The sequence below is a fragment of the Thermanaeromonas toyohensis ToBE genome (assembly GCF_900176005.1).
Taxonomy (GTDB): Bacteria; Bacillota; DSM-521; order Neomoorellales; family Neomoorellaceae; genus Thermanaeromonas; species Thermanaeromonas toyohensis.
Genome location: NZ_LT838272.1, coordinates 1464578 through 1484043, shown reverse-complemented (window position 1 = coordinate 1484043; position 19466 = coordinate 1464578). Strand labels below are relative to the sequence as shown.

22 protein-coding genes are annotated in these 19466 nt (G+C 58.1%); all 22 read right to left on the bottom strand.

The window, feature by feature from the left end; genetic code table 11:
• Positions 1-6: 6 nt before the first annotated feature.
• Entirely contained in the window at positions 7-1695 is a 1689-nt protein-coding gene (locus tag B9A14_RS17960) for a M23 family metallopeptidase (protein ID WP_084665093.1), read from the bottom strand.
• Between the two features lie 45 nt (positions 1696-1740).
• Positions 1741-2712, bottom strand: coding sequence for a hypothetical protein (locus B9A14_RS07470; RefSeq protein WP_084665092.1), 972 nt, complete (start codon positions 2710-2712; stop codon positions 1741-1743).
• A 91-nt stretch (positions 2713-2803) separates the two neighbouring features.
• The gene (locus B9A14_RS07465; RefSeq protein ID WP_157109836.1) at positions 2804-4102 is read right to left on the bottom strand and encodes a pilin; all 1299 of its coding nucleotides are present in this window, start codon (positions 4100-4102) and stop codon (positions 2804-2806) included.
• 52 nt (positions 4103-4154) lie between these two features.
• On the bottom strand, positions 4155-6008 hold the full coding sequence (locus B9A14_RS07460; protein WP_157109835.1) for a VirB4 family type IV secretion system protein: 1854 nt from the start codon (positions 6006-6008) through the stop codon (positions 4155-4157).
• Between the two features lie 49 nt (positions 6009-6057).
• Positions 6058-6819, bottom strand: coding sequence for a hypothetical protein (locus tag B9A14_RS07455; RefSeq protein WP_157109834.1), 762 nt, complete (start codon positions 6817-6819; stop codon positions 6058-6060).
• A gap of 20 nt (positions 6820-6839) precedes the next feature.
• A complete protein-coding gene (locus B9A14_RS07450; protein WP_172839077.1) occupies positions 6840-7130 on the bottom strand; it encodes a PrgI family protein in 291 nt (96 codons plus the stop codon).
• Positions 7131-7300: 170 nt separating this feature from the next.
• On the bottom strand, positions 7301-7615 hold the full coding sequence (locus B9A14_RS07445; RefSeq protein WP_172839076.1) for a hypothetical protein: 315 nt from the start codon (positions 7613-7615) through the stop codon (positions 7301-7303).
• A 172-nt stretch (positions 7616-7787) separates the two neighbouring features.
• Positions 7788-8807 (bottom strand): hypothetical protein, encoded by a 1020-nt coding sequence (locus B9A14_RS07435; protein WP_084665085.1) that lies wholly within the window; start codon positions 8805-8807, stop codon positions 7788-7790.
• Positions 8808-8842: 35 nt separating this feature from the next.
• The gene (locus B9A14_RS07430) at positions 8843-10234 is read right to left on the bottom strand and encodes an ATP-binding protein (RefSeq protein WP_084665084.1); all 1392 of its coding nucleotides are present in this window, start codon (positions 10232-10234) and stop codon (positions 8843-8845) included.
• A 3-nt stretch (positions 10235-10237) separates the two neighbouring features.
• Positions 10238-10726, bottom strand: a complete 489-nt coding sequence (locus B9A14_RS07425) for a hypothetical protein (protein WP_084665083.1) — start codon at positions 10724-10726, stop codon at positions 10238-10240.
• Positions 10727-11053: 327 nt separating this feature from the next.
• Positions 11054-11380 carry a hypothetical protein gene (locus tag B9A14_RS07420; protein ID WP_084665082.1) on the bottom strand — a complete coding sequence of 109 codons (327 nt, stop codon included), beginning with the start codon at positions 11378-11380 and terminating at the stop codon, positions 11054-11056.
• 102 nt (positions 11381-11482) lie between these two features.
• Complete coding sequence (locus B9A14_RS07415; protein ID WP_084665081.1) at positions 11483-11884, bottom strand: pilin; 402 nt, start codon at positions 11882-11884, stop codon at positions 11483-11485.
• A 48-nt stretch (positions 11885-11932) separates the two neighbouring features.
• Positions 11933-12208, bottom strand: coding sequence for a hypothetical protein (locus B9A14_RS07410; protein ID WP_084665080.1), 276 nt, complete (start codon positions 12206-12208; stop codon positions 11933-11935).
• Positions 12209-12224: 16 nt separating this feature from the next.
• The gene (locus B9A14_RS07405; RefSeq protein WP_157109832.1) at positions 12225-12593 is read right to left on the bottom strand and encodes a hypothetical protein; all 369 of its coding nucleotides are present in this window, start codon (positions 12591-12593) and stop codon (positions 12225-12227) included.
• 95 nt (positions 12594-12688) lie between these two features.
• On the bottom strand, positions 12689-13708 hold the full coding sequence (locus B9A14_RS07400; RefSeq protein ID WP_084665078.1) for a hypothetical protein: 1020 nt from the start codon (positions 13706-13708) through the stop codon (positions 12689-12691).
• A gap of 69 nt (positions 13709-13777) precedes the next feature.
• Entirely contained in the window at positions 13778-14068 is a 291-nt protein-coding gene (locus B9A14_RS07395) for a hypothetical protein (protein WP_084665077.1), read from the bottom strand.
• 41 nt (positions 14069-14109) lie between these two features.
• A complete protein-coding gene (locus B9A14_RS07390; protein ID WP_084665076.1) occupies positions 14110-15783 on the bottom strand; it encodes a vWA domain-containing protein in 1674 nt (557 codons plus the stop codon).
• A 37-nt stretch (positions 15784-15820) separates the two neighbouring features.
• Positions 15821-16528: an amidoligase family protein gene (locus tag B9A14_RS07385; RefSeq protein WP_084665075.1), complete on the bottom strand. Its 708-nt coding sequence runs from the start codon at positions 16526-16528 to the stop codon at positions 15821-15823.
• 304 nt (positions 16529-16832) lie between these two features.
• Entirely contained in the window at positions 16833-17045 is a 213-nt protein-coding gene (locus B9A14_RS17065; RefSeq protein WP_157109831.1) for a hypothetical protein, read from the bottom strand.
• Positions 17046-17130: 85 nt separating this feature from the next.
• Positions 17131-18009, bottom strand: coding sequence for an HNH endonuclease signature motif containing protein (locus B9A14_RS07380; protein WP_157109830.1), 879 nt, complete (start codon positions 18007-18009; stop codon positions 17131-17133).
• Positions 18010-18327: 318 nt separating this feature from the next.
• On the bottom strand, positions 18328-18717 hold the full coding sequence (locus tag B9A14_RS07370; RefSeq protein WP_172839075.1) for a hypothetical protein: 390 nt from the start codon (positions 18715-18717) through the stop codon (positions 18328-18330).
• Between the two features lie 95 nt (positions 18718-18812).
• Positions 18813-19010 carry a hypothetical protein gene (locus tag B9A14_RS07365; protein ID WP_084665071.1) on the bottom strand — a complete coding sequence of 66 codons (198 nt, stop codon included), beginning with the start codon at positions 19008-19010 and terminating at the stop codon, positions 18813-18815.
• Between the last annotated feature and the right edge of the window lie 456 nt (positions 19011-19466).

Here is a 19466-nt window from a genome sequence, read left to right as displayed (position 1 = left end):
AATGCGCTACTTCACCAGCACCAGCAGCGGGTCTATAGTGTGCCCAACCGCCAGATCATGCACCTCAAAGTGCAGGTGCGGCCCCGTGGATTTCCCCGTTGACCCCACTAGGCCGATGACGTCGCCAGGCGAAACATCCTGCCCCGGATTCACCAGTATGGACGACAGGTGGGCGTACCGGTACCTGTAAATCCCGTCCGAAATATCAATATAGTACCCATAGGTATCGTCCCAGGCGGTAGTCTCCACCTTACCAGCCGATACAGACACCACATCCGCACCCAGGCTGGCCGCTATGTCTATCCCGTGGTGCGCCCTCCTTAAGAGCGTCGCCTCAGGATGGTACGTGTCCGTTATCTCCCTGGACGACGGCACCGGCCAGACTGCTGTGCTGAACACACGGAACCTTTCAGCGTAGGCATATATGTCGGGGATATACCCCATGGCATATGCTTTCTGCACCGCCTCTTCTCCGGTCCCAGCCCCCACGTAAAACGCCAGCACCGGGGCTGCCCGCTCCTGCCAGTTCCCGTTCCAGTCGACGTCTTTTAGCCCCTGCTCGTACAATAGATAAGCGCCCACCATTATCTGGGCACGCGGGTTAAACTTGTCTTTCTCCGGGTCGAACCCCAATAGTGGGGCGTAATGCGCCCAGTTATCGGGGCTGACCTGCATTACCCCGAAGCATTTCGTGTCCTTGTTGACTGCATTCGGGTCAAAGGACGACTCCCTGAGTGCCACGGCAGCTAGGAACCACCACGGTATGCCGTACTTCTTCTCCGCCTCCTTAAAGAAAGGCATCAGCTCTGGCGGCACCATGGCCGCAGATACAGCCAGTATACTATTCGCTCCGGTACTGATAAGCCATGCGAGGCGCTTCTCCTTACGGCTAAAGGCCTGGCCGGCCTCAAGTATGGCGGTCCGCGCCAGCTCGATGCTCCTGTCCCCTTCTCCAAAATGTTCCTTCAAGAACTCATCCAGCCGCTGGAAGGGGTTCTCCCACACCTGCTTGACATCCAGCAGCCTTTCGTACTTGATAATAAACTCGTCGGTCTCTTCTTCTGCCGGCTCATAATAGTACTGGTAAAGACCGGTATAAGTGCAGGCCTCTACCAACAGATGCACTGTCTGCCGAGACACCACATCGCCAGTCTTTTTAGATATAACGATTACCTCCGATGTCTTGTAATAAAAATAGGGTCTTAATTCTTCAGCGACAACTTTTTTAATCCGGTCCGGTATTTCTTCGGCTCCGTTTGCAAAGGTCCAGTACAGAGAAGGCGCATGAATGGCACCCCAGGTGAGAGCCAGCTTTCTGTCGTTATGATAGCGGTCGGCCAGCCTGCCAATATGGGAAATGCCCTTTCCTGGATAGTAAGTTTTTCCTTCCTGCGCCTCACCGGGCACCAGCCAGGTCTCCTTCACGTTATACTCGTCGCACAGCTTCTGGTATTGCTCGACGAGTTTTTCATCAGTGGCCGCAGGCACAACACCGCTGAGCAGGCGCATGGGGGCCATGACCTCGTACACAGCAGCTACGAGCAGCAGGAGGGTGAACACCATAAACACTGCCGCCGCTATTGGCAGCAGGTAGGGCGCCAAGTAAGAGAGTAGGGACGCCAGGAGCCTCCTCAAAAGAAAACTTCTTACCGCACTCACCGCCTGCCGCCGCGCACGCTCAAAAATATCATCCACTTTTGCTCCCACCTGCCATGCTGGTCTAGAGCTATTGCGAGTGCATTAGCTCTTCCACATTCCCTTAATATAATTCCATGCCCTACCGGGTGCTTCGGCCGCAAACTGCACCCGCCTCACGGTCGGAGGCCCGAAGCCGAGGGCCGTCCCCGCCACCACGGTTCCCACTTTGAACGCGGCGCCCGCTACCGAACGGCTGCGCGTATACAGCTTGAAAGCTTCGCCCAGCGTCAGCTCCCGGCCGCCCTCACCGCGGTGCTGCTTCCTTATCTCCGATATGCTCCTGAACATGTTAACGCCCAGCCGGCCCGCTGCTGTAATGTTGCCCCACATGGCGCCGTACATGGAACTGGCACCGGGAGCAAAATGGTCAGCCGGGGCAAAAAATGCAGACATCCTGGCAAACTTGATGCCGCCCGTCCGGTCGGCGTCCATCACGTCCCGCTCCAGGGGTGTACGCAGTGGCCCGCCCTGACCGCCAATAGCCGCAAGCTCAGGTACCGGGGGAACATTTCCCGTTCCGGCCGGCCCCTCAGTAGAGGGCCCTCCCGCAGCCCCCCCAACACCTCCTGCCCCGGGCATCCTTACCGCAGGTCCGGCAACGGGAGCACCGCCGGGGCCTTCTTCACCCGTTGCCCCTTCTATTGCTCCTACCCCGGGTATTCCCCCCGGACCGCCCTCTGCTACTACACCGCCTCCACCAACAGGAGGGATTTTGCCGCCACCCACCACACCCGGACTGCTTCCGCCAAGCCCTTTCCCTAGTCCCGGCAGCGTACCCGTCCTTACGTTGGTGTCCCAGCCGCTGCCGGCCAGGCGAGCGAAAGCCCCAAGTGCGGCCAGAGTCGTCACCGCTTTGCCGGCCACACCCTCCTCGTCTACACCTATCCACTGGAGAAAGCCCATCATTATATTTCTGATAGCCCTGCACAGGGGGAAAAACAGGGTCATCAGCGTCAGGGCCGAAAGCATTGTGCCCATGGGATCAGACTTCGTTGGGGTGAACATATCTAACATATCCTTTCACCTCCCCGTCTGTTGAGTACACTTTTCAGGCAAACCATTAAGTGCCCCTCCAAAACTTGTAGAACACTATAAAGAGGCAAACCTATGGAAAAGGTGGAGCGTTAGGTGGAAAAGGTGGGGCGACAGGGGGACCCGCCCAGAACTTATGGAATACTATAAAGAGAGTCCACACGAACGCATGCACCGTCTGCATGAACAAGTTCGTAAGTATCTCTCCTATCCACAGGTTGAACACTTTTTTGCTGCGGCTGACCGCATACGTTGCCGCAAATACGGGCGTCATCACCAGAAAGACCAGCAGGACGAAGTGCCTCACAATGTAAATCACGTTTATGGTAAGCGTCAGGCCGGCTGCGGCCAGCACAACGAACGCATACCCTATCGGGTTGTTCACCAGCGTCTGGTTCCAGCTGATAATGTCCTGGGGACTGATTAGATCCGGAACCTTTCCAACTGCGGGCACAGAAGTAACAAGCCGGTACAGGAACTCCACTATCCCGTTGTTGATATCCCCGGCCACCTTGAACATGAGCGGAGCGCACATTACCATAAAGAGGGATGCTATGCAGTAGAGGATTGACATCTTGGCCTCCGCGTACTCCCCGGGGTTGTCCTTCACGGTCACCAGGAGGCGGTAGGCAGATATAACTATCGCGAGCATTATGAAGGCGCCCACCAGGCCGGAAAAGATGACATACCACTTCCCGATAAGCACCCACTCAGAATCCGAAAACGGCCCCGCGTAGTAGAGCTTGTGCCGGGGGTCGTCCTGCTGGTTGTATATGAGCACGTAGGGGTACTTCGCCCCTATAAGCGTAAAGAGGAGCCAGGCCAGCAGCTGGATGGGGATGGCCGCGATCTTCCCGAACATGCTGCCCAGAATGGTGGCAAACTCGTTTCTCATCACATCTTGCCAGGCAGGAAGAGGCTGGCCGAACTTCTGCGGCTGTTCTTGCGGGTACGGGGGCAGGGAAGCCTGCCCGCTGCCGGGTGCCAGCACGCCCACCATGAACTGAACCGCCAGTTCAGCCATAAGGGCCACACCTATGCCCACAAGGGCAAAAAACATGGCCTTCTTCGCCTTCTCCACCCGGCCCTCATTGCCCCCACCCGTGATGAACATGTACGCCGCGGCGATGAAGACCGCGAACGCCGCCACTCCGACGAAGCCCGCCGCAAGGTGGCCGAACGACTTTAACTTTTCAGCCAGCTGCGCCGCATAGTCGTACGGCGTCTCCTGGCCGAAGCCGAGCACGTCGAGGCCCGCGGCATGCGCTATGCCGCTGAAAGATACACAGACCAGCACCGCAGAAACTAAAAGTACAAGCCTTGCTAAAACACTCCGCAGCCACACCCACCTCCTATTAAACCCTGTGGTCACACACACGCTTACCACTCCTTCCCTAAAGAGCCCTGGCGCCACCTGGTAGATACTACAACGTCCCGAACTGGCTGGGTTCCGCCGGCTGCAGCCCCAGCAACTCCCGCTCCCACTCGGCAAGGTCAAAGTGCACGGCAGCCACCTCGCCCTCCACGTACAGGATGCCGTCGCCCTTGCCGCACTCCCTGCGGGTGATAAAGTCTATACAGCCTTCAGACAGGTTCAGCGCCGCGCCCACCATCTTCGCCTCCGCCGGTTCCGTCCGCATGAGGAAGCACGTCGGGCACTGCGCCAGTATGTTCCTGCCCTCCTCGCTGTTGAAGTCCCTGAAGGACTGTGTCGTGAGGACCATGGCCGTGTTGTACTTGCGGCCGCGCTTGGTGCCGTTGAGCAGGAACGTAGCGGAGTTGGCGTGCCGCAGGAACGTCCACGCCTCATCCACTACTAGGAGCTTCCTCTGCTGCCTGCGCCCCTTCACCAGGTGCTCCCACAGCCACATGAAAACGACCTGCGTCGCGTAGAACCTCAGGAAGGCGTCCTTCTCCACCGCCTTCAGGTCGAAGACGAGTATCCGGGCGTCCCGCGGGTCGACCTTCGTCTCCCCGTCGAAGAACCCCAGGGTGCCCGTCCGCAGGAACGGCCTGAGGAGGAAGGCCACCCTTTCGGCCCCCATCCTTTCCAGCCGCGCGGCAACGTCGCTCAGAGTGGGCATCCTCTTGTAGTGCTTACCTACGGCAAAAGTACCATCCGGCAGCTTTTCTCCTCCGGGGTGGTACAGGCTCTCCGGGTCCCTGGTTATGCCCCTCTCCGTGTACTCCGCCTTCAGCGCCTCTTCCAGCGCGGTGACCCCTTCCACGTCCAGCTTTTCGCCCCTGTTCTCGAGGACGGCTTCTAAAAGCGCCGCTACCTCCCGCACCTTCCCCGGCACGTCCACGTATTCCCTCTTCTCGTATTCATCCCACTCGGGCCTTATGTCGAGCGGGTTGAACACAGGTTCCGCAGAGGGATCCAGCCTTACGTGGAACCCGCCGAACTGCCGCGCCAGCTTGAAGTACTCCCCCTCTACGTCCAGGAATACTGCCATGACGCCCCTGACCGCCTGCCTGAGCGCCATAAGCATAGTGGTCACCGTCTTACCGGACCCGCTGCGGCCGAGAATGAACATGTGGGAGTTCATGAGGTCGGGACGCCACAGGTCCACGAAGACCGGCGCGCGCGTGTGCCGGTTGAACCCCCAGAATATGCCTCCCGCATGGCTGAAGTCGGCCGTGAGCAGCGGCATGAGGGTCGACGCCCCGCCCGTAAGCAGGTTGTGGTACTGGTACCTCTTCAGCCCGCCCTTCGGCACCATCCCGAACGGCATCAGGTGCCGCAGCGCCTCCTCCTGCCAGAACTCGATAACCTCCAGCTTGGCACCGGCGGCAGCTACTGCGTCCTCCACCTGCTGGCACCTAAGCCGGAGCTCCTCTTCCGTCCTGGCAGTGATGCTCACCAGCAGGCAGGCGTATATCATCCTGTCTTCGCCGCCGTGGATGATCCGCCTGAGGCCCTCTATTTCCTCAATGGCTATCTCCAGTTCCGGTTTGTTCGTAACGGACCCCCGCTTGACAACTTCAAGGTTGTACTGCGAGGTCAGCTCGACCATCTTCCTGGTAAGCTTCTTGGTGACCGACCTCGGGGGCGGCGGCACCAGGTACACGCATACTTCCACACCCGGCGCGTTCCACAGCTCATCGAGCCACCCCACGTCCAGGTACTCCGGCACAATCCTCATGATATAAACGCGCTTGTAGTAATCCCCCAGGCGCACGTGGCGCGGCGCCAGCTCAATTCCGTCCGGCGACACCAGCCTGAAGGGCGCCGGCACGTTCTCTAACGGGTCCAGGTCCTCTGGATCGTGCTCCATACCCCTCCCGGCATCCGCTCCAACCGCCGGAGGTCCCGCTTCTTTACCTTTAGAACGCTGTGACCTCTTCAGCCACCTCAGCAACAGGCGTCACCCCCTTCTTGTACAGCGACAGGCCGCCCTTCTCGAGGGACAGCGACGGCCTGAAGATCCTGTCCCGGTTCAGCAGCGAAAAGAGCAGGTCGTATACTGCCTCGGGCGTGAGGACGCGCACCTTTGCGCCCACGGGTTCGACCGCCGAAGCAAAGCGCGAGACCAGGCTGTACAGCTCGCGCTCGGCCTGCTCCCGCGTGTGCCCCGACACGCCCAGGACGGCGTAAGCGCGCCTCGTCGTGACCTGCCTGGTCCGGGACAGTGCCTCGAAGTACTGTATCTGCATAAAGGCATATTCCGCCAGGGGCCCCGTGAGGTCCCGGCCGAGCTCCGCTATCTCCTGGGCGGCCCTGGTCAGGTCCAGCATCTGGGTCGTGGTGAAGAACTGGACCGGGTATCCAAGCGCAAAGGCCGTGCCCCTCAGGGAAGCCGCTATACTGGCCTTCTCTTCGTCCGTCAGAAGATTGAAGTTTATCCCCCGCAGGGCAAGAATGACGCGGTACGCCCCGTCAGGTAGAACCAATAAACCCCAGCGCTCCACTTCACCCGACCCGCGGACTACCGGCATCTCCTCTACACCGGCTACCGGGCACACCAGTTCAAACAGGTCGCGCTTCCCCCCACCGGAATCTTTCTGCGCAACCTTCTTGTTCATGATGTAAAATATGGCTCCCGCGATGAGTAAAAGCACGAACAGGATACCGGTTAGCAACACCAAACCGTTCCTCCCCGTATTTTTTATCGCTCGGGCCAGCGCTTAGGGGTCAACGAAAAATGCAGTACACCCCAGAGATAGTCGTCCAGCCCAAGGGACCCCACCCTGTAAAAAGCCAAGGCGCACGCAGGCGCCAGGCACACCAGCACCGTGAGCACTGCCGTCCCGAATGAGAGCGTGCCCCAGAAGGGCCGGCTCAGTACCGTCGCCAGGGCCACTCCTCCAAGGATGTAAAAGAACTGCCTGAAAGTAAGGTACCCGCCTATTGGTTTATCCACGGTTTCAATGAGTTGGACAGGCGTCTTGTAGGCCACAGCCACGACCCCCTCCTTGGTTCTTACCTCGTTTATCCCGTCTTCCGGTACGGTACGCGCGTACCGTAATTTCCCAATAGGAGCTCAGCGCTGTACCGAAAAAACAAAGACCGCCTTAGAATATTCAGGCGGCCTGTAAACGTAGTGTTTAAACCCCTGATTCGATGCTATTAATGTTTGGGACAGCTCATCAAGCAACTAAACTCCGGAGACAGCACGTCCTTTTTATCAATTTTCGCAGGTAAATAATGGAACACAAATCGCATAGAAGGATACTTGTCTTCTAGGGCAATCTCTTTTTTGACTAGTCTTGTAATTAACTCATCATCGTACTTCGAAACTCTTACAAATACAAATACAAAGAAAGTGTATTCCTTATCCCTAGCACGACCATAGATAGATTCTACCTTATCTACGTTACCAAATTCTGCAATAACTTGCTTCAAAACATGTAGGCGGTTCGTAGGAAGCCACCATCCTCCCATTTAGACCTTCCTCGCTCGAGAACCTTACGAACAAAATACCTTGATTCGTTAATTTGCCTCTCATGGTTAAAATCGGACTCGAAAACTGACTGCGGCAGCTTTCCCTTTGCAACTTCCCTACAAATCTGGCGCACCTGACCCGTCCTCTTCATCCCACTCCCCCTACCGTTTCCTAAAGTTTCAGCCCCAGGCGCGGTGGCCTCAGGCGAAACAAAGCTTCTCTTTTTACGACGTTTCCGCTAGCTTCTTCGCTTACTCCGGGCTTTTCGAACCGTGCAAGCAGGCCGTCCACAGTACGCACCTTCTGTTCTTCGATCATTGCCTGGGCAACCGCTTTCCTGACGTCTTCCGGACTTAGCCGCACCCCCGAGCCCAGGTGGGGCGCTTCACCCACCCAAAGGCGCCTCCCGTCCGGATCAACATAAAACCCTGCCCTTTCCACGTTTTCCAGGCCCTTCGCCCACGATATCAGGCGGCCCGGTATCCTTTTGCCCGGCCGGGCTATGACCTCAAAGCCGAGCAAGCTAAACGGCGCGTAGCTGTTAACACGCACAAAATAATCGTATCCCAGGGCAAAGGCTACCCTCTCGCCATCCGGGATGGGTTCCTCCACTACCGTTACGCCGGTCCCCGGCACCCTGCCCGCCTTCAACCGGACTGCGGCGCTGTCCAGGTCGGCCTTCCGTTTTTCCACCGCCTCCCGCAGGCCGAAAGCTGCGATTTCCGCGTCAGTCAGCGACTTCCCAAGCAACCCGCATTCGGCAAGGTCCCACAGCTGCTCCGGCGTGAGGTACCCCACAAGATTGAAGGTGTTCCGGTAGTCTAATACGTTAACCTGCTCGGCCGGCGTCTTTACCGCTTCAACGGCCTGCTGCGGAACGTATACTCCCAGGTCGTCCCGGAGGACTTCGAGTACGCCTTTGCGCCCCAAAGAAGCAGAGATAATTATTGTGCCGTCTGGCAGCACCGTTACTGGACCACGGTAGTCCTCATCGTTAATACCTACGTTGACACGTCCGAAGATGATTTTCCCGGTCGCATTCTCCTCTACGGGCAGGTACTGAAGCCCAAAATGCCTCCGCAGGGCTTCCCGGACAAAAAGCCCCTCGAGACCCAAGTCACCGCTTAACACCACACCTCTTTGCTTGATTTGCTGCCCCAACACGTCTAATACTGCTGCATGTGCGGGCACTTATTTCACCCCCCTCTTTTTAAACATTCCAACGATTATCCCTTAACCGTTCGGGATTTCTCCAGCACCTGCTTGAGGAACCTGGGGTCAATGGGCTTGCCCGCTTCCACTGCGGCCCACGCAGCTTCGTCCACCAGCGCCTTCAGGTCGGCCGGGGACCAGCCCTCCGTGGCCGCAGCTAACTCTTCCAGGACACTCCCGTCAATACCCGCGGTCTTCCTGCCCCTCAAGAAGAATTCGAGTAGCTGAACCCTGGCCCTGGCATCGGGCAGCCCTACCTCCACCTTGTGGTCGAACCGCCCGGGCCTTAAAATGGCCGGGTCGAGCACGTCTATCCTGTTCGTAGCGCCTATCACCAGCACCCCTTTTTCGCCCTTCGACTGGAACCCGTCCATCTCAGACAGCAGCACGTTGAGCACGAGGTCGCTGGGCCGGTTCAGGTTGGCGCTGTCACGCTTCCGCGCCACTGCATCTATCTCGTCCCAGAAGATGACCGCCGGCCTGTTCGCCCTGGCGTGCTGAAACAGGTAGCTTATCGCCCTCTCCGTCTGGCCGACCAGGGACCCCACTACCGCCGAAGCGTTCACCACGTAAAACGTGCACCCCAGGGCCTCGGCGCAAGCCCTGGCGAAGGATGTTTTACCAGTCCCGGGAGGGCCGTACAGCAGTATCCCCCCGGGAGGCGCCAAGCCGTACTGGGCGTAAACACCGCTCGTGTCCAGCGCCGCCCGCATGGTCCTCATTACCAGCTTCTTGGCCTCATCCAACCCCACTATCCTGTCCAGCGCCTTCGGGTCCGGCTGCTTTCTGGGGTACACGCTCACGCCCGGTATGGACAGCCCCGCATGTTGGGCGGCCTGCGCCGCCACCTGTCCGTACCCCGCCTGAGCAGGGCCGGTGGCCGCCAGCATCCTCTCTTTTTCCCACTGCCTCCGGGCGTGCCCTTCCCAGCCCGTCAGCCTCCACAGCCGGTCCTGCACGTGGTAGGCGACATACCCCGCTACCGCAAAGAGCGGCACGAGGTTCACCAGCCCGAACGCTTTATAATCAGCATACAGCAGCGTCGCGGCAGCAGGAACGTAACGCCCCAACCAGGCGTGAAATGCAGGAAGGCGGTCCCATACGATATACCGGCTGAGGAACACCATCATGCCCCCGGCAAAGATATACCTGCTGTGCTCCCACCCCGCAAGGGCCATCCCCCACAGACCGGTGACCATCCACAGCAGGCTGACCGTCCGGTTGAATTCCTGCAGCTTTGCCGCCCACACACGCCCCGCGGCACCACTTACGCTGAACATCCCCGGACTCCGGGCAAGCAGCACCTCCAGGGCCACGCTACACAGGAGCCCCAATATGAACCAGCCGCCGCCACCAGCACCCAGAATGGGTGCGGGCTCCCTGTTCTGACGCAGTATTCTTAACACAACCTACAGGCCCCCTTTGATGAGCAAATTGGGCGGTATGAGACCGTACCACCGCAGTACGGACTCTACAGTCCACAGCGCAACAGCGACCGTGCTCACGGTGACCAGCAGGCCCCACAGCTTTGCGGGGACGCGCCTCCTCAGGGCCAGCCCGGTAACTATCGCGAGCCCCCGGAGGGGCGCCTTCATCCACGGGAGCTGCAGCCCCGTTTCCCACAGCACAATCCCTATTTCTTCGCAGATGAAGAGCGTCGCCAGGTACGCCGCAGCGGATACCACTACTACCTTGGATACCCCGAAAACAGCTGCCAGCGCCCACGCCGTCCCCAACACGGCCACAGCATAATGGACAGCAGAAAAAACAGTAGGCCCCTCGCGGTCATCAGTACTCGGGAACGCTACCGCGCACACAACAGCCCCCAGCAGCCCCAGCAGGCACCCCTTGAACTGCGCCGCCATACCGCCAGCTACCCACGCTGCTATCCAGGCCACTCCAGCAATCCCCCGCCTTCGCATCTGGTTGTATTACTAAAAAAGCAAAAAGCAGTACCTAGATGCCCCAGGGAACTGTTAACGCCCGCGTCACCCCGGGTCCAGTACTGCCTCTCAGCTCACAACTGATACCGGCCTAATGGAATTGGCAACAAAAAACAAAAATCAGCACCTGCTCCAGGGCTTGTTAACGCTAGGTGTCACCCGTCCGCTGATATGTATCGCAGACGGGTCACTGTCAAAGAGTTAACATTCCGCTTCGCCCCGGATAACTACTTCTTGTCCCACTGTGTATTATACCTCGGATGACACTTCCTGGCAAGGTATCTACCAGGCGTACAGAAGGAATTCTGTAATCATCTTGGCCAGAACGACCAGGATTATCGCTGCTATAGCCGCCCCTGTAAGCTTTTTGGCATCTTCGACCTTCTTTTCGTCACCGCAAGACGCAATATACAGGTACCCCGCAGCGATAAGGCTCAGGAACGCCAGCACCCCGATCAGGCCGCTCAGGATGTTTACCAGGGCGAATACTTTTCCTACAGCATCTTCCCCGGCCGCATCTACTTGACTCGGTTGCGGCAGAAAATTCTGGATGTCTACCGTACCGATAACGATTAGTTTCCAAATGTCCAGCCGCCACTTTACGCGCATGAACCTTCTCCCCTTCTGTTAACATCCGTGCTAACAACCATTACATCCAACGCAAAAAACAAAAAAGACAGCCGTTGGGGAAGGCTGTCCCTTTGACAGGTTTTATGGCGTTGCCGGCGGGCTGAGCTTGTACACAGCAAAGTTCACTATCAGCTTGGCAAACAGCGCCAATCCTATTCCGACGATAGAATACAACACTATGTTCTTCGCAGTTTCCACCCTTCTTTCACTGCCACCGCTAGTGATGTATACAAAGCCCGCGGCGATCATTGCCAGAACGGCGGCCACTGCCACAAAACCGATGATGGCATCCGCAAAATCCTTTAGCCTGCCCGCTATGGCCTTGGCGCTATCATCGGCAGAAATACTCTGATCATCAAAACCCCATATCTTAACTGCCGCCAAGGCCATCTGGCACTTCACGCCAAGCGCCAACCATGCGGCCGAAACCGCTCCGGCTATTTTGCCGGCGTTTCTTGTAAGGAAATCCAAGCACTTCTTCATTATATACCACCCTCCTCAGTCCCGAGCTTCTCTCACAGATTCGGCAGCTTACCTCTTAAGCAGCCCCAGCACGAACCCGACCAGGACCGGGGCCGCATAAACGATAATAAGGCCTATGATGCAAAACAACAAACCCGCCAGGGCCAGCTTCTTAAGCCCTTCAAACAGACCCCCGAGCAGGAGCATCACGGCGCACACCACCATGACCGCAAAGGCCACCTGCGGGGACAGGTAAGTGGATATCCGGACTATCTCCCGCACCACGTAGTCTATCTTTTGCAGCAGGAGGTCCGGGTTGGCGTTCTCAAAACCATACTGCTGCACCATTAAACACCTGCCCTTACCCGGCCAGCCTGTAGGCGAGCGCCCGGACCAGCCCGATTATGAGCGGCACGCCGTAGTAGAGGAACACCCCGACGCACGCTAGGAATAGACCTCCCCAGCCGTACCGCTTCAAATTGCTGTGCCCCACCAGGAACCCGACAGTTATCACCGCTATGCTGACCAGCATCGCGAAGGTGGCCAGGGGCAGCACAAGGCCGGATACTGCCGTGTTGAGGTCGGCAATGAAGGTGTTTACCTTTGCCACGAACTCTCCCGGCGATACCGGCTTTATCCCTCCGGGATCGGTCACTGCCGTGCTGCTACCCGCTGGCGCCTCTACCGCCACCGCCGGTAACGCCAGGGCACAGAACAGCAAGACCGCCACAGCGAATACCGCCCACGATAAAACTCGCTTCCGGCTCAAACTTTTCATGCTGGATACCCCTCCTTTCCTGCCTCTTGCACCAGCCCGATAGGGCTTTACAGCGAAGCCCGGAGCGAATTCTTTTCTGCCGCCGCCAGGAGCTTGTCTACCAGAGCATGCTTTTTCGCTTCGGCTTGCACGGCTGTTGCTTCTGAAACTCCGGCCGCGGCACGGGCTTCCGCGGACACCAACCGCTCAAGGACCATCTTGGCTTCTTCTTCCGGCAGGTAGGAAGTCAGCCGTTCTTCGGCCTTCTGGCACAGTACGATCCGCCAGTATTCCTTCGCCGCCCTGAACCGCTGGGCCTCCCAGCTATCCTCACTGGCAGCCTGGCGGTCCCGCTGGACGGCCCTGATGACATCCTCCGGCCTCACGATGTACGGTTGCCCGAAGGCGACGCTGCGCAGGGCCTGCATCTCCGGCAGTGCCATCACTAAGTCGCGGTCCTCTTCAAACACGTCCATGCCGCTGAAGGATGTTCCTGCTCCGCCTGCTGCCGCCGTCTTTTTCAGCCCTTCCAGTGCTTCCGTTACTCTGCTGCGGTACCCCGCAAGCACCTGCCGGCACCTACCTGCTGCGGCCTGGAGCCGCGACGCCAGGCGCTCGAACGCGGACGATACGGCCTTCCCCGCTTTTTCCGGTATCTCTGTTGCCGCCCGCGTTACGACTTCCTTTGCGCGCTCAAAGCTGTTCGCTACGCTTTTCCGGGTTTTCTCCAGATATTCCGCCAGCTGTTTTTCCTTTTCGGCGGCACGCTCCACAGCCTTCCTGGCCGCGCCGTCAACACGCTCTTTTACTTCATCCAGAACACTTACGGCACGGTCAAATCCTGCTGCCACCCCCTCTCTTACTTCTCGAGCTGCCTTCTTGAGGTCTCCGGCCGCCTTCATGTACGCCATCTGTACAGGCAGCACCACCCCGTGGGCCCATAAGTTGCGGACGACCCGCGAATTCACCTCGCGCAGCTGGTCTCTGAGCTGTGATGCCAGCAGGACGTCCGCCTCGAGCTCCCGGGCCTTCTGTTCCCGCAGAGTGCTGAGTTCTTTAAACTTCTGGTAATACCATTCATGGTCCATAATTCATCATCCCCTTCTTCCCAGGTTTATTCCTTTGGGTTTATTCCTTTGACAGATAACGTTGGCAGGTTAAACCATTCCTTCCCCACAAGTATTATTCAAGACTTCTTTGAGCCGCTTTTCTTCCGCCATCACCTCCCTTACGCGCTTCTGGAGCGCGGTAAACTCTTCATCGCTTAGCTGCGGCCTGCCGTTTTTTATCAGGTAGCGCAGGGCCACTTCCGGCGCATAGATATCCATCAGCCTGTTTAACTCAGCCTCTACCTGAAAAAGCCGCTCCCTAACATGCAAATTAGGGTCAATTTCCCTGCCCAGCTGCTTGCTCCTCAAGCAGATGAAGCTGTTTACCACTTCCCCCATAACACCAGGCGTTACCGCCCCTTCACCTCCTTTCGCTGTTCTTACAGGTGCAGCCCACGGGACGGACGCTGCGCTACCAGGGCGTCTACGACCGCGTGCGCTTTTTCATCCGCGCCCCGCAGCAGTGCGTCGACTACGTGGGAGGGTACCGTACTCAGCCATTCCCTTACCGCATCGCTGCCCATACACAGCCGCACCAGGTCGTCCAGGGCGGCAAAGTCGAGCCGGCCTCCCCGAACCTGCGGGTGAAACTCTTCCGCCCCCACTGCCGAGCACCACTCGAAAAAGCCCCGGCTGGGGCTACGGTTGAACCACATGACAGCAACCCTCCCGTTCTGCGGCCGGGGGGATTGTCGGTCAACGTATGGAGGCCTGTTCTCCGCCCCGTCCGTCAGAACTACCCACAGGTCCGCGTCCGGGGCAACCCGGTGGGCCAGGTTGATGCCCGAACCGATGGACGTCCAGCCCGACGCGCGCAGCCCGGCGAAGGTTGCCCTCCAGTCTGGCCTGCCGTCAGGTGCCACCTCCGGCTCCACTACGGACGCCTTTTCCGCGAAAGCCACGGCTTTTACGTTGGCCCCCTGGTCGGCCAGGTACGCCGCAAGCTGGGACGCCGCGACGATGGCGGGCTCCATGGAACCAGAACGGTCGACGATCAAACATACACTCTTTCCCCGCCACGAAGCCGCTCCCATCGGACCGGCCACGAGGCGCTCCCGCCTCTCTTCCTCCAGCCGCTCAAGAGCAACCCGAAATTCCTCCGGCAGGCTGCTTCCCACCGTTTCCCTCACGCGCCGCACGTCGGCCGGTGCCACCCTCTCGTCCCGTGTTGCCCTTTCCAGCAGAGATAAGACCTTTTCCCGGACGTCTGAGTTTTCCAGCAGTCCGCCCCGCGCCAGGCGGTCCATCCTTTGGAGCAGCTGCTTCGGGGTCATCATCCCCACGGCGTACGGCGCGACACCGGGTTCGTAGATATTCACCAGCCCTTCGACATACAGCAAGGGCAAGTTTCTCCCCGCCTCTTTCAGCAATGAGGTCACCCGCTCACGGTCTCCCTGTCGTGCCGCTTCGGAAAGCTCCCGGGCCAGGGCCAAACGCGGCCACGCCTCAGCCTCCCAGGCCTTCCTGCTGCGGAGCACCTCCATGTGCTCCGCCGGTACGGGAACGTTACAGTACCTTATGAGTTCGTCGAGCGACCGGCCGTCCAGCAGCACCTGTGCCTGCCAGGCGTCCCGGTCCCTCGCCAGGGCGCCGACGTACCGCCTCACGCACCCGTTGACAAACCGGCGGGCGCGGGGCCGGAACTCCCTCGAAGTGCGCACTACCCGGAGGACTTCCCGCGGCGGCATCGCGGCCATCTGGCGGAAGCCGAGCAGGCGTGCCGTGCGCCACCAGAGCCCGCCGCTCTCGGGGTAGGTCATGAGCGCAGCGGCCACGACAACCCGATGGTCGCGGCCCGTAAGGAACGGCTCCACCCGCGGGGGGTAGCCCCCCGCCATCAATCCCAAAGCCAGAAAATCCCTGCCCATTTCCTCCCTCATCCGCTGGTAAGCGGGGGCAAGCGATTCTGTGTCACCATGCGGCACAGTGCTCATGATGCGCTCGAACCGCTGGACTTCCTCTTCCGGCGGTACCACGCCCGTTGCATCCCGGGGCACTGCGCCCCCAAACATTTCTTGTTCAATAGCTTCAAGCAGGGCGTCAAAAACAGACACTTCCTGTGTTCCTCCTCGCATTGATAGTTCTTACATGCTACACTCGTAAGTGCGTGCCTCTCGAAGAGGCAGGCATGCCCAACCTGAGCAGCGCAAGTGCCCTCCGGCCGGCATTTACAATATCTCGTGTTTCCTCCACCGCGCTCCTGTGGGTCCGCTCTCCGCAGCCCACTGCCGCTACCCAAACCACTGCCAGGCACAGCACGGCGCGTTCCTCCGCCTCCTCGAAAGAGCTGGTGGCGTCCCACAGCCTGAACTCGACGGTCCCGTGTTCTGGATAGGCAGCCAGGTTGAGCGTGTGGTACCGGTTCACTCCGTACAAACCTTCCCGGACCGCACCAGCAACCTTTTGCTTGAACTCTTCGTCCCACGAAGAAGCATATCTGCTGCGGGCGGAGTTCCGGAACACGACCAGCGGGCCTTCACACCACTCCCACAACCGCGCCAGCCGGGCGAAAAATTGCTTCTCGGTAAGCCCGGCATCCCGCACCTCCGGAGGCATTTCCACGTGCACATGCAGGCCCGTCGGGGGGTCCCCCGAAGGATCGACCACCAGCTGCGACCAGAACCGCGAAAGCTCTTCGCGGTGGGCCCGCCAGTCGCTGAGCGTCAGGGGCCCGAGCCTGTACTCGTACACGCGGCCGCCGTGGTCCGTCCCGCGCCTTCCCAGGGGACATTCCACAGGACCGTCCAGCGCCTCCACTTCCACCCCGAAACGCATCCGCCAGAAGTCGATGTTTAGCACAGGTCCTTCCACCTTTCGCACACAACTCTAAACTGCGCTTGGTGAACTACCACAACCTTCTACAAACTTCCGCTCTCTCCACAAACCTCTTTCTTGGAGGTCTCTGGGCAGAGCGGATAACCTTCGCCACTGTCTTCCGTCAAAAACAACAAAGGGCGGTAGGCAAATTTTTGACTGCCTACCGCCCGCCAGAATGCGGTAAACGGAACGGCACAAAATAATTAAGGGCGTGCAAACCAGCCGGCTGCTTACGTACGTGTTCTCCCAACACGTGTACGCCGAACTGCACTCACGCCCCGTTTCCTCAATCACGGCGTGTTAACCGGAGGAGGCAGCGCCTGGCGATGAACCACCACGTGTAACCCCGCTCCAACTCACGCCGTCCACTGTACCCCGTCTCGCTTTCCGGCAGGACACGCCTGCCAGGACCCATAGCCTTTGCCAGGTACCCCCGATCATGCCGAAGATACCGCGCGAACTCAATTCTCTGTACTATATGATAATGAACTGTAAGCAAAAATTCAAGAGTTTCCGCTCCTGCCGGATCGTTCTTTCTCTAGACTCTGCAAATTCCCATTTTCGGGAACAGCAATTCCACCTCTTTACGCCGCTTCGGGCGCATTGCCTTCCTTTACCGGAAGTACTATCCCGGCCAGCAGCTCTTCCAGCCTGGCTGACAGCCACTCCCAGGGCTCTCCGCCGTAGTTCCTCACTTTGACTGCAAGCTTAAGGGCCTCCTCCGCCTTCACGAACATCTTCTCTTCTTCCGTCATAAGTTCGCCCATGGCCGCCTTGATAGCCTCACGCATCTGGCGGGTCGACCACTGGTGCTTCGCCGCCTCCTGTATCCAGTACTGTGGGTCGGGCGTGTTCGCAGCCAGGCGGTGATGGTAGTGCGAAAGCTCGGGCACGCGCGTGCTCTCATCCGGGAACGCTTCGTAGGTCTTTATGTATTCCCTGACCAGGGCGGCCGAACAGCGGGCATAGGTGGCAATCTCGCCAACCTTGATCTCGCGCCTCGCCAGCTCCGCCATTATCTCGCCCTTCAAGAACCTCGAATCGTCGTCCACTTCCTCAAGGTCCACCAGCGCCTGAAAAAGCTCCTCCAACCCGGCTTCCGCCGGGGGCAGCCGCTTCACGATTATCTGGTCTACCCTTAGGTTCAGCCCTATTATCCGGCATATCTCTTCCGGCGTCTTCCCCTCCCGGGCCGCCACTATTCCCACCAGCTCTTCACGGGAAAGCCTGCCCGAGTGGGCGGCAACATGGTGCTCCCAGCAAAGCTGGATCAGGTTCTCGGGTATGTCGCTCCCGCCACTTCCCCGCGTCTTTATGTGGTGCGGTTCGCCATACGCCTTCTGGCCGCACAGCTCGCAGTAGGGCTTCTTCATCGCCTGGATGGTTTTGGGGTCTTTAATTCTCCGGGTAGTCCCCATCAGGTTCAAGTCATCAACAGAGATTCCCTGCTCTGTTACTGACATTTTATCGCTGGACCGGAATATCATCTCCGGTACCAGCCTTCACCTCCTCCAGAATGCTTACTTAAAACAGATGGCTTTCCTCAAACCAGAATGGTGCCATTAGAGCACACCGGCTCAAAATATTCTTTGAGAGTTCCCCCTAGCACTGTCGCCAGCTTTTCTGCAATCCAGCAGGTCAACAGCCCCGGGAAATACTGCCATGCACACCCTGCCTCCGGCCATCAGCTTTTCAATCCACTCCCCTTCCGGGCACATGTCCTGAGCCAGCCGTGTATCCCAACCAGTAGAAATATTACTTGCCCAGAGGTACAAGCATCATCACCTGTTTCCTCTGTAAGCAGCCCGGTTCATTTCGCGCCTTAAGCGCCCCACGCATAGCATCCCGTATATTGTTGTTGCCAGCCAAAGGCCGTTCACAAAAATATACCCATCTCTGACAAACACTGAAATAATTGACGCAACACCAAACAATATAGCCCAAACGAAAATACTTGCCCGGATAACTGCGGAGAAATCTATACTTTCTCTTTGCTTTCTGGCGCGATTAAAGTAATAGGCAAGAATTATCGCCGTGAGCAGTACCCAATTATAAAGCCTGCCCGAATAGCCGGTGACGTACGCTGCAATCAGCGCCAGCAGGTAAACCGCTAGACTTACAAAGAAAAGCTTTTTCATCGCAAACATGCCTCCTTCCTGATGTTTTGGCATCCCTGCTTTTCAGCGCATAAATCCCCAACAAAAGAAAAAACCGCGCTGCATCAATTGTGCAGCGCGGTAGCAAGTGCTCTCTCCTACAACACCTGCTAGTACAGGTCCAAACCGTAAGGGTAATATTCCGGAACTACGTCCGGATACAACTCCCTTAGCCTCCTCCAGTATTCCTCCAACGGATCTTCCAGTCCCATCGCCTTACGGAGCCCCCGCGGTAAGTTGCCTCCTGACCGCTCCAGTACATACCTCAAGTCTTCCGGCAGTTCATCCAAATCATAAAGCCAAAACATATTGAATACCCCCCTCAAACTAACAAATTTCTACTCGTGTTCGTTAATACTAACCTATGACTTCTCCCTACCTCTAAAGCAGTTTGCGCTCCAGGCTTAATAAATCCCTTGAGCGAAGCAAGTGAACCCCCGCTGAGTTTGTCCAGGTGGAGGTTACCGCTTGTCGTTCCTATGTCTTAGAGCAGCGTATCCTGCACAGCCGAATTCCCGTACAGCGTTCTGTAAACAGTGATAATAATTTCAGGTTCCACGCTTCCCCAAAGTTCGAGAGATTTTTTGCTTATTGGCGCTCTTATAGGTCCCCAAATCCTTAGACCTCTTTCGATGTCATTCTGTTGCATTAGTTGCTTCCCCCTTCCTTTTGTAAAACATTTTCGCTTCCCCTAAGCGGTGCCGACAGAGCGTAACGGATGTAGTGGCCCCTCCACAAACCCAAGTTGTTGATTAAGGAAAGAA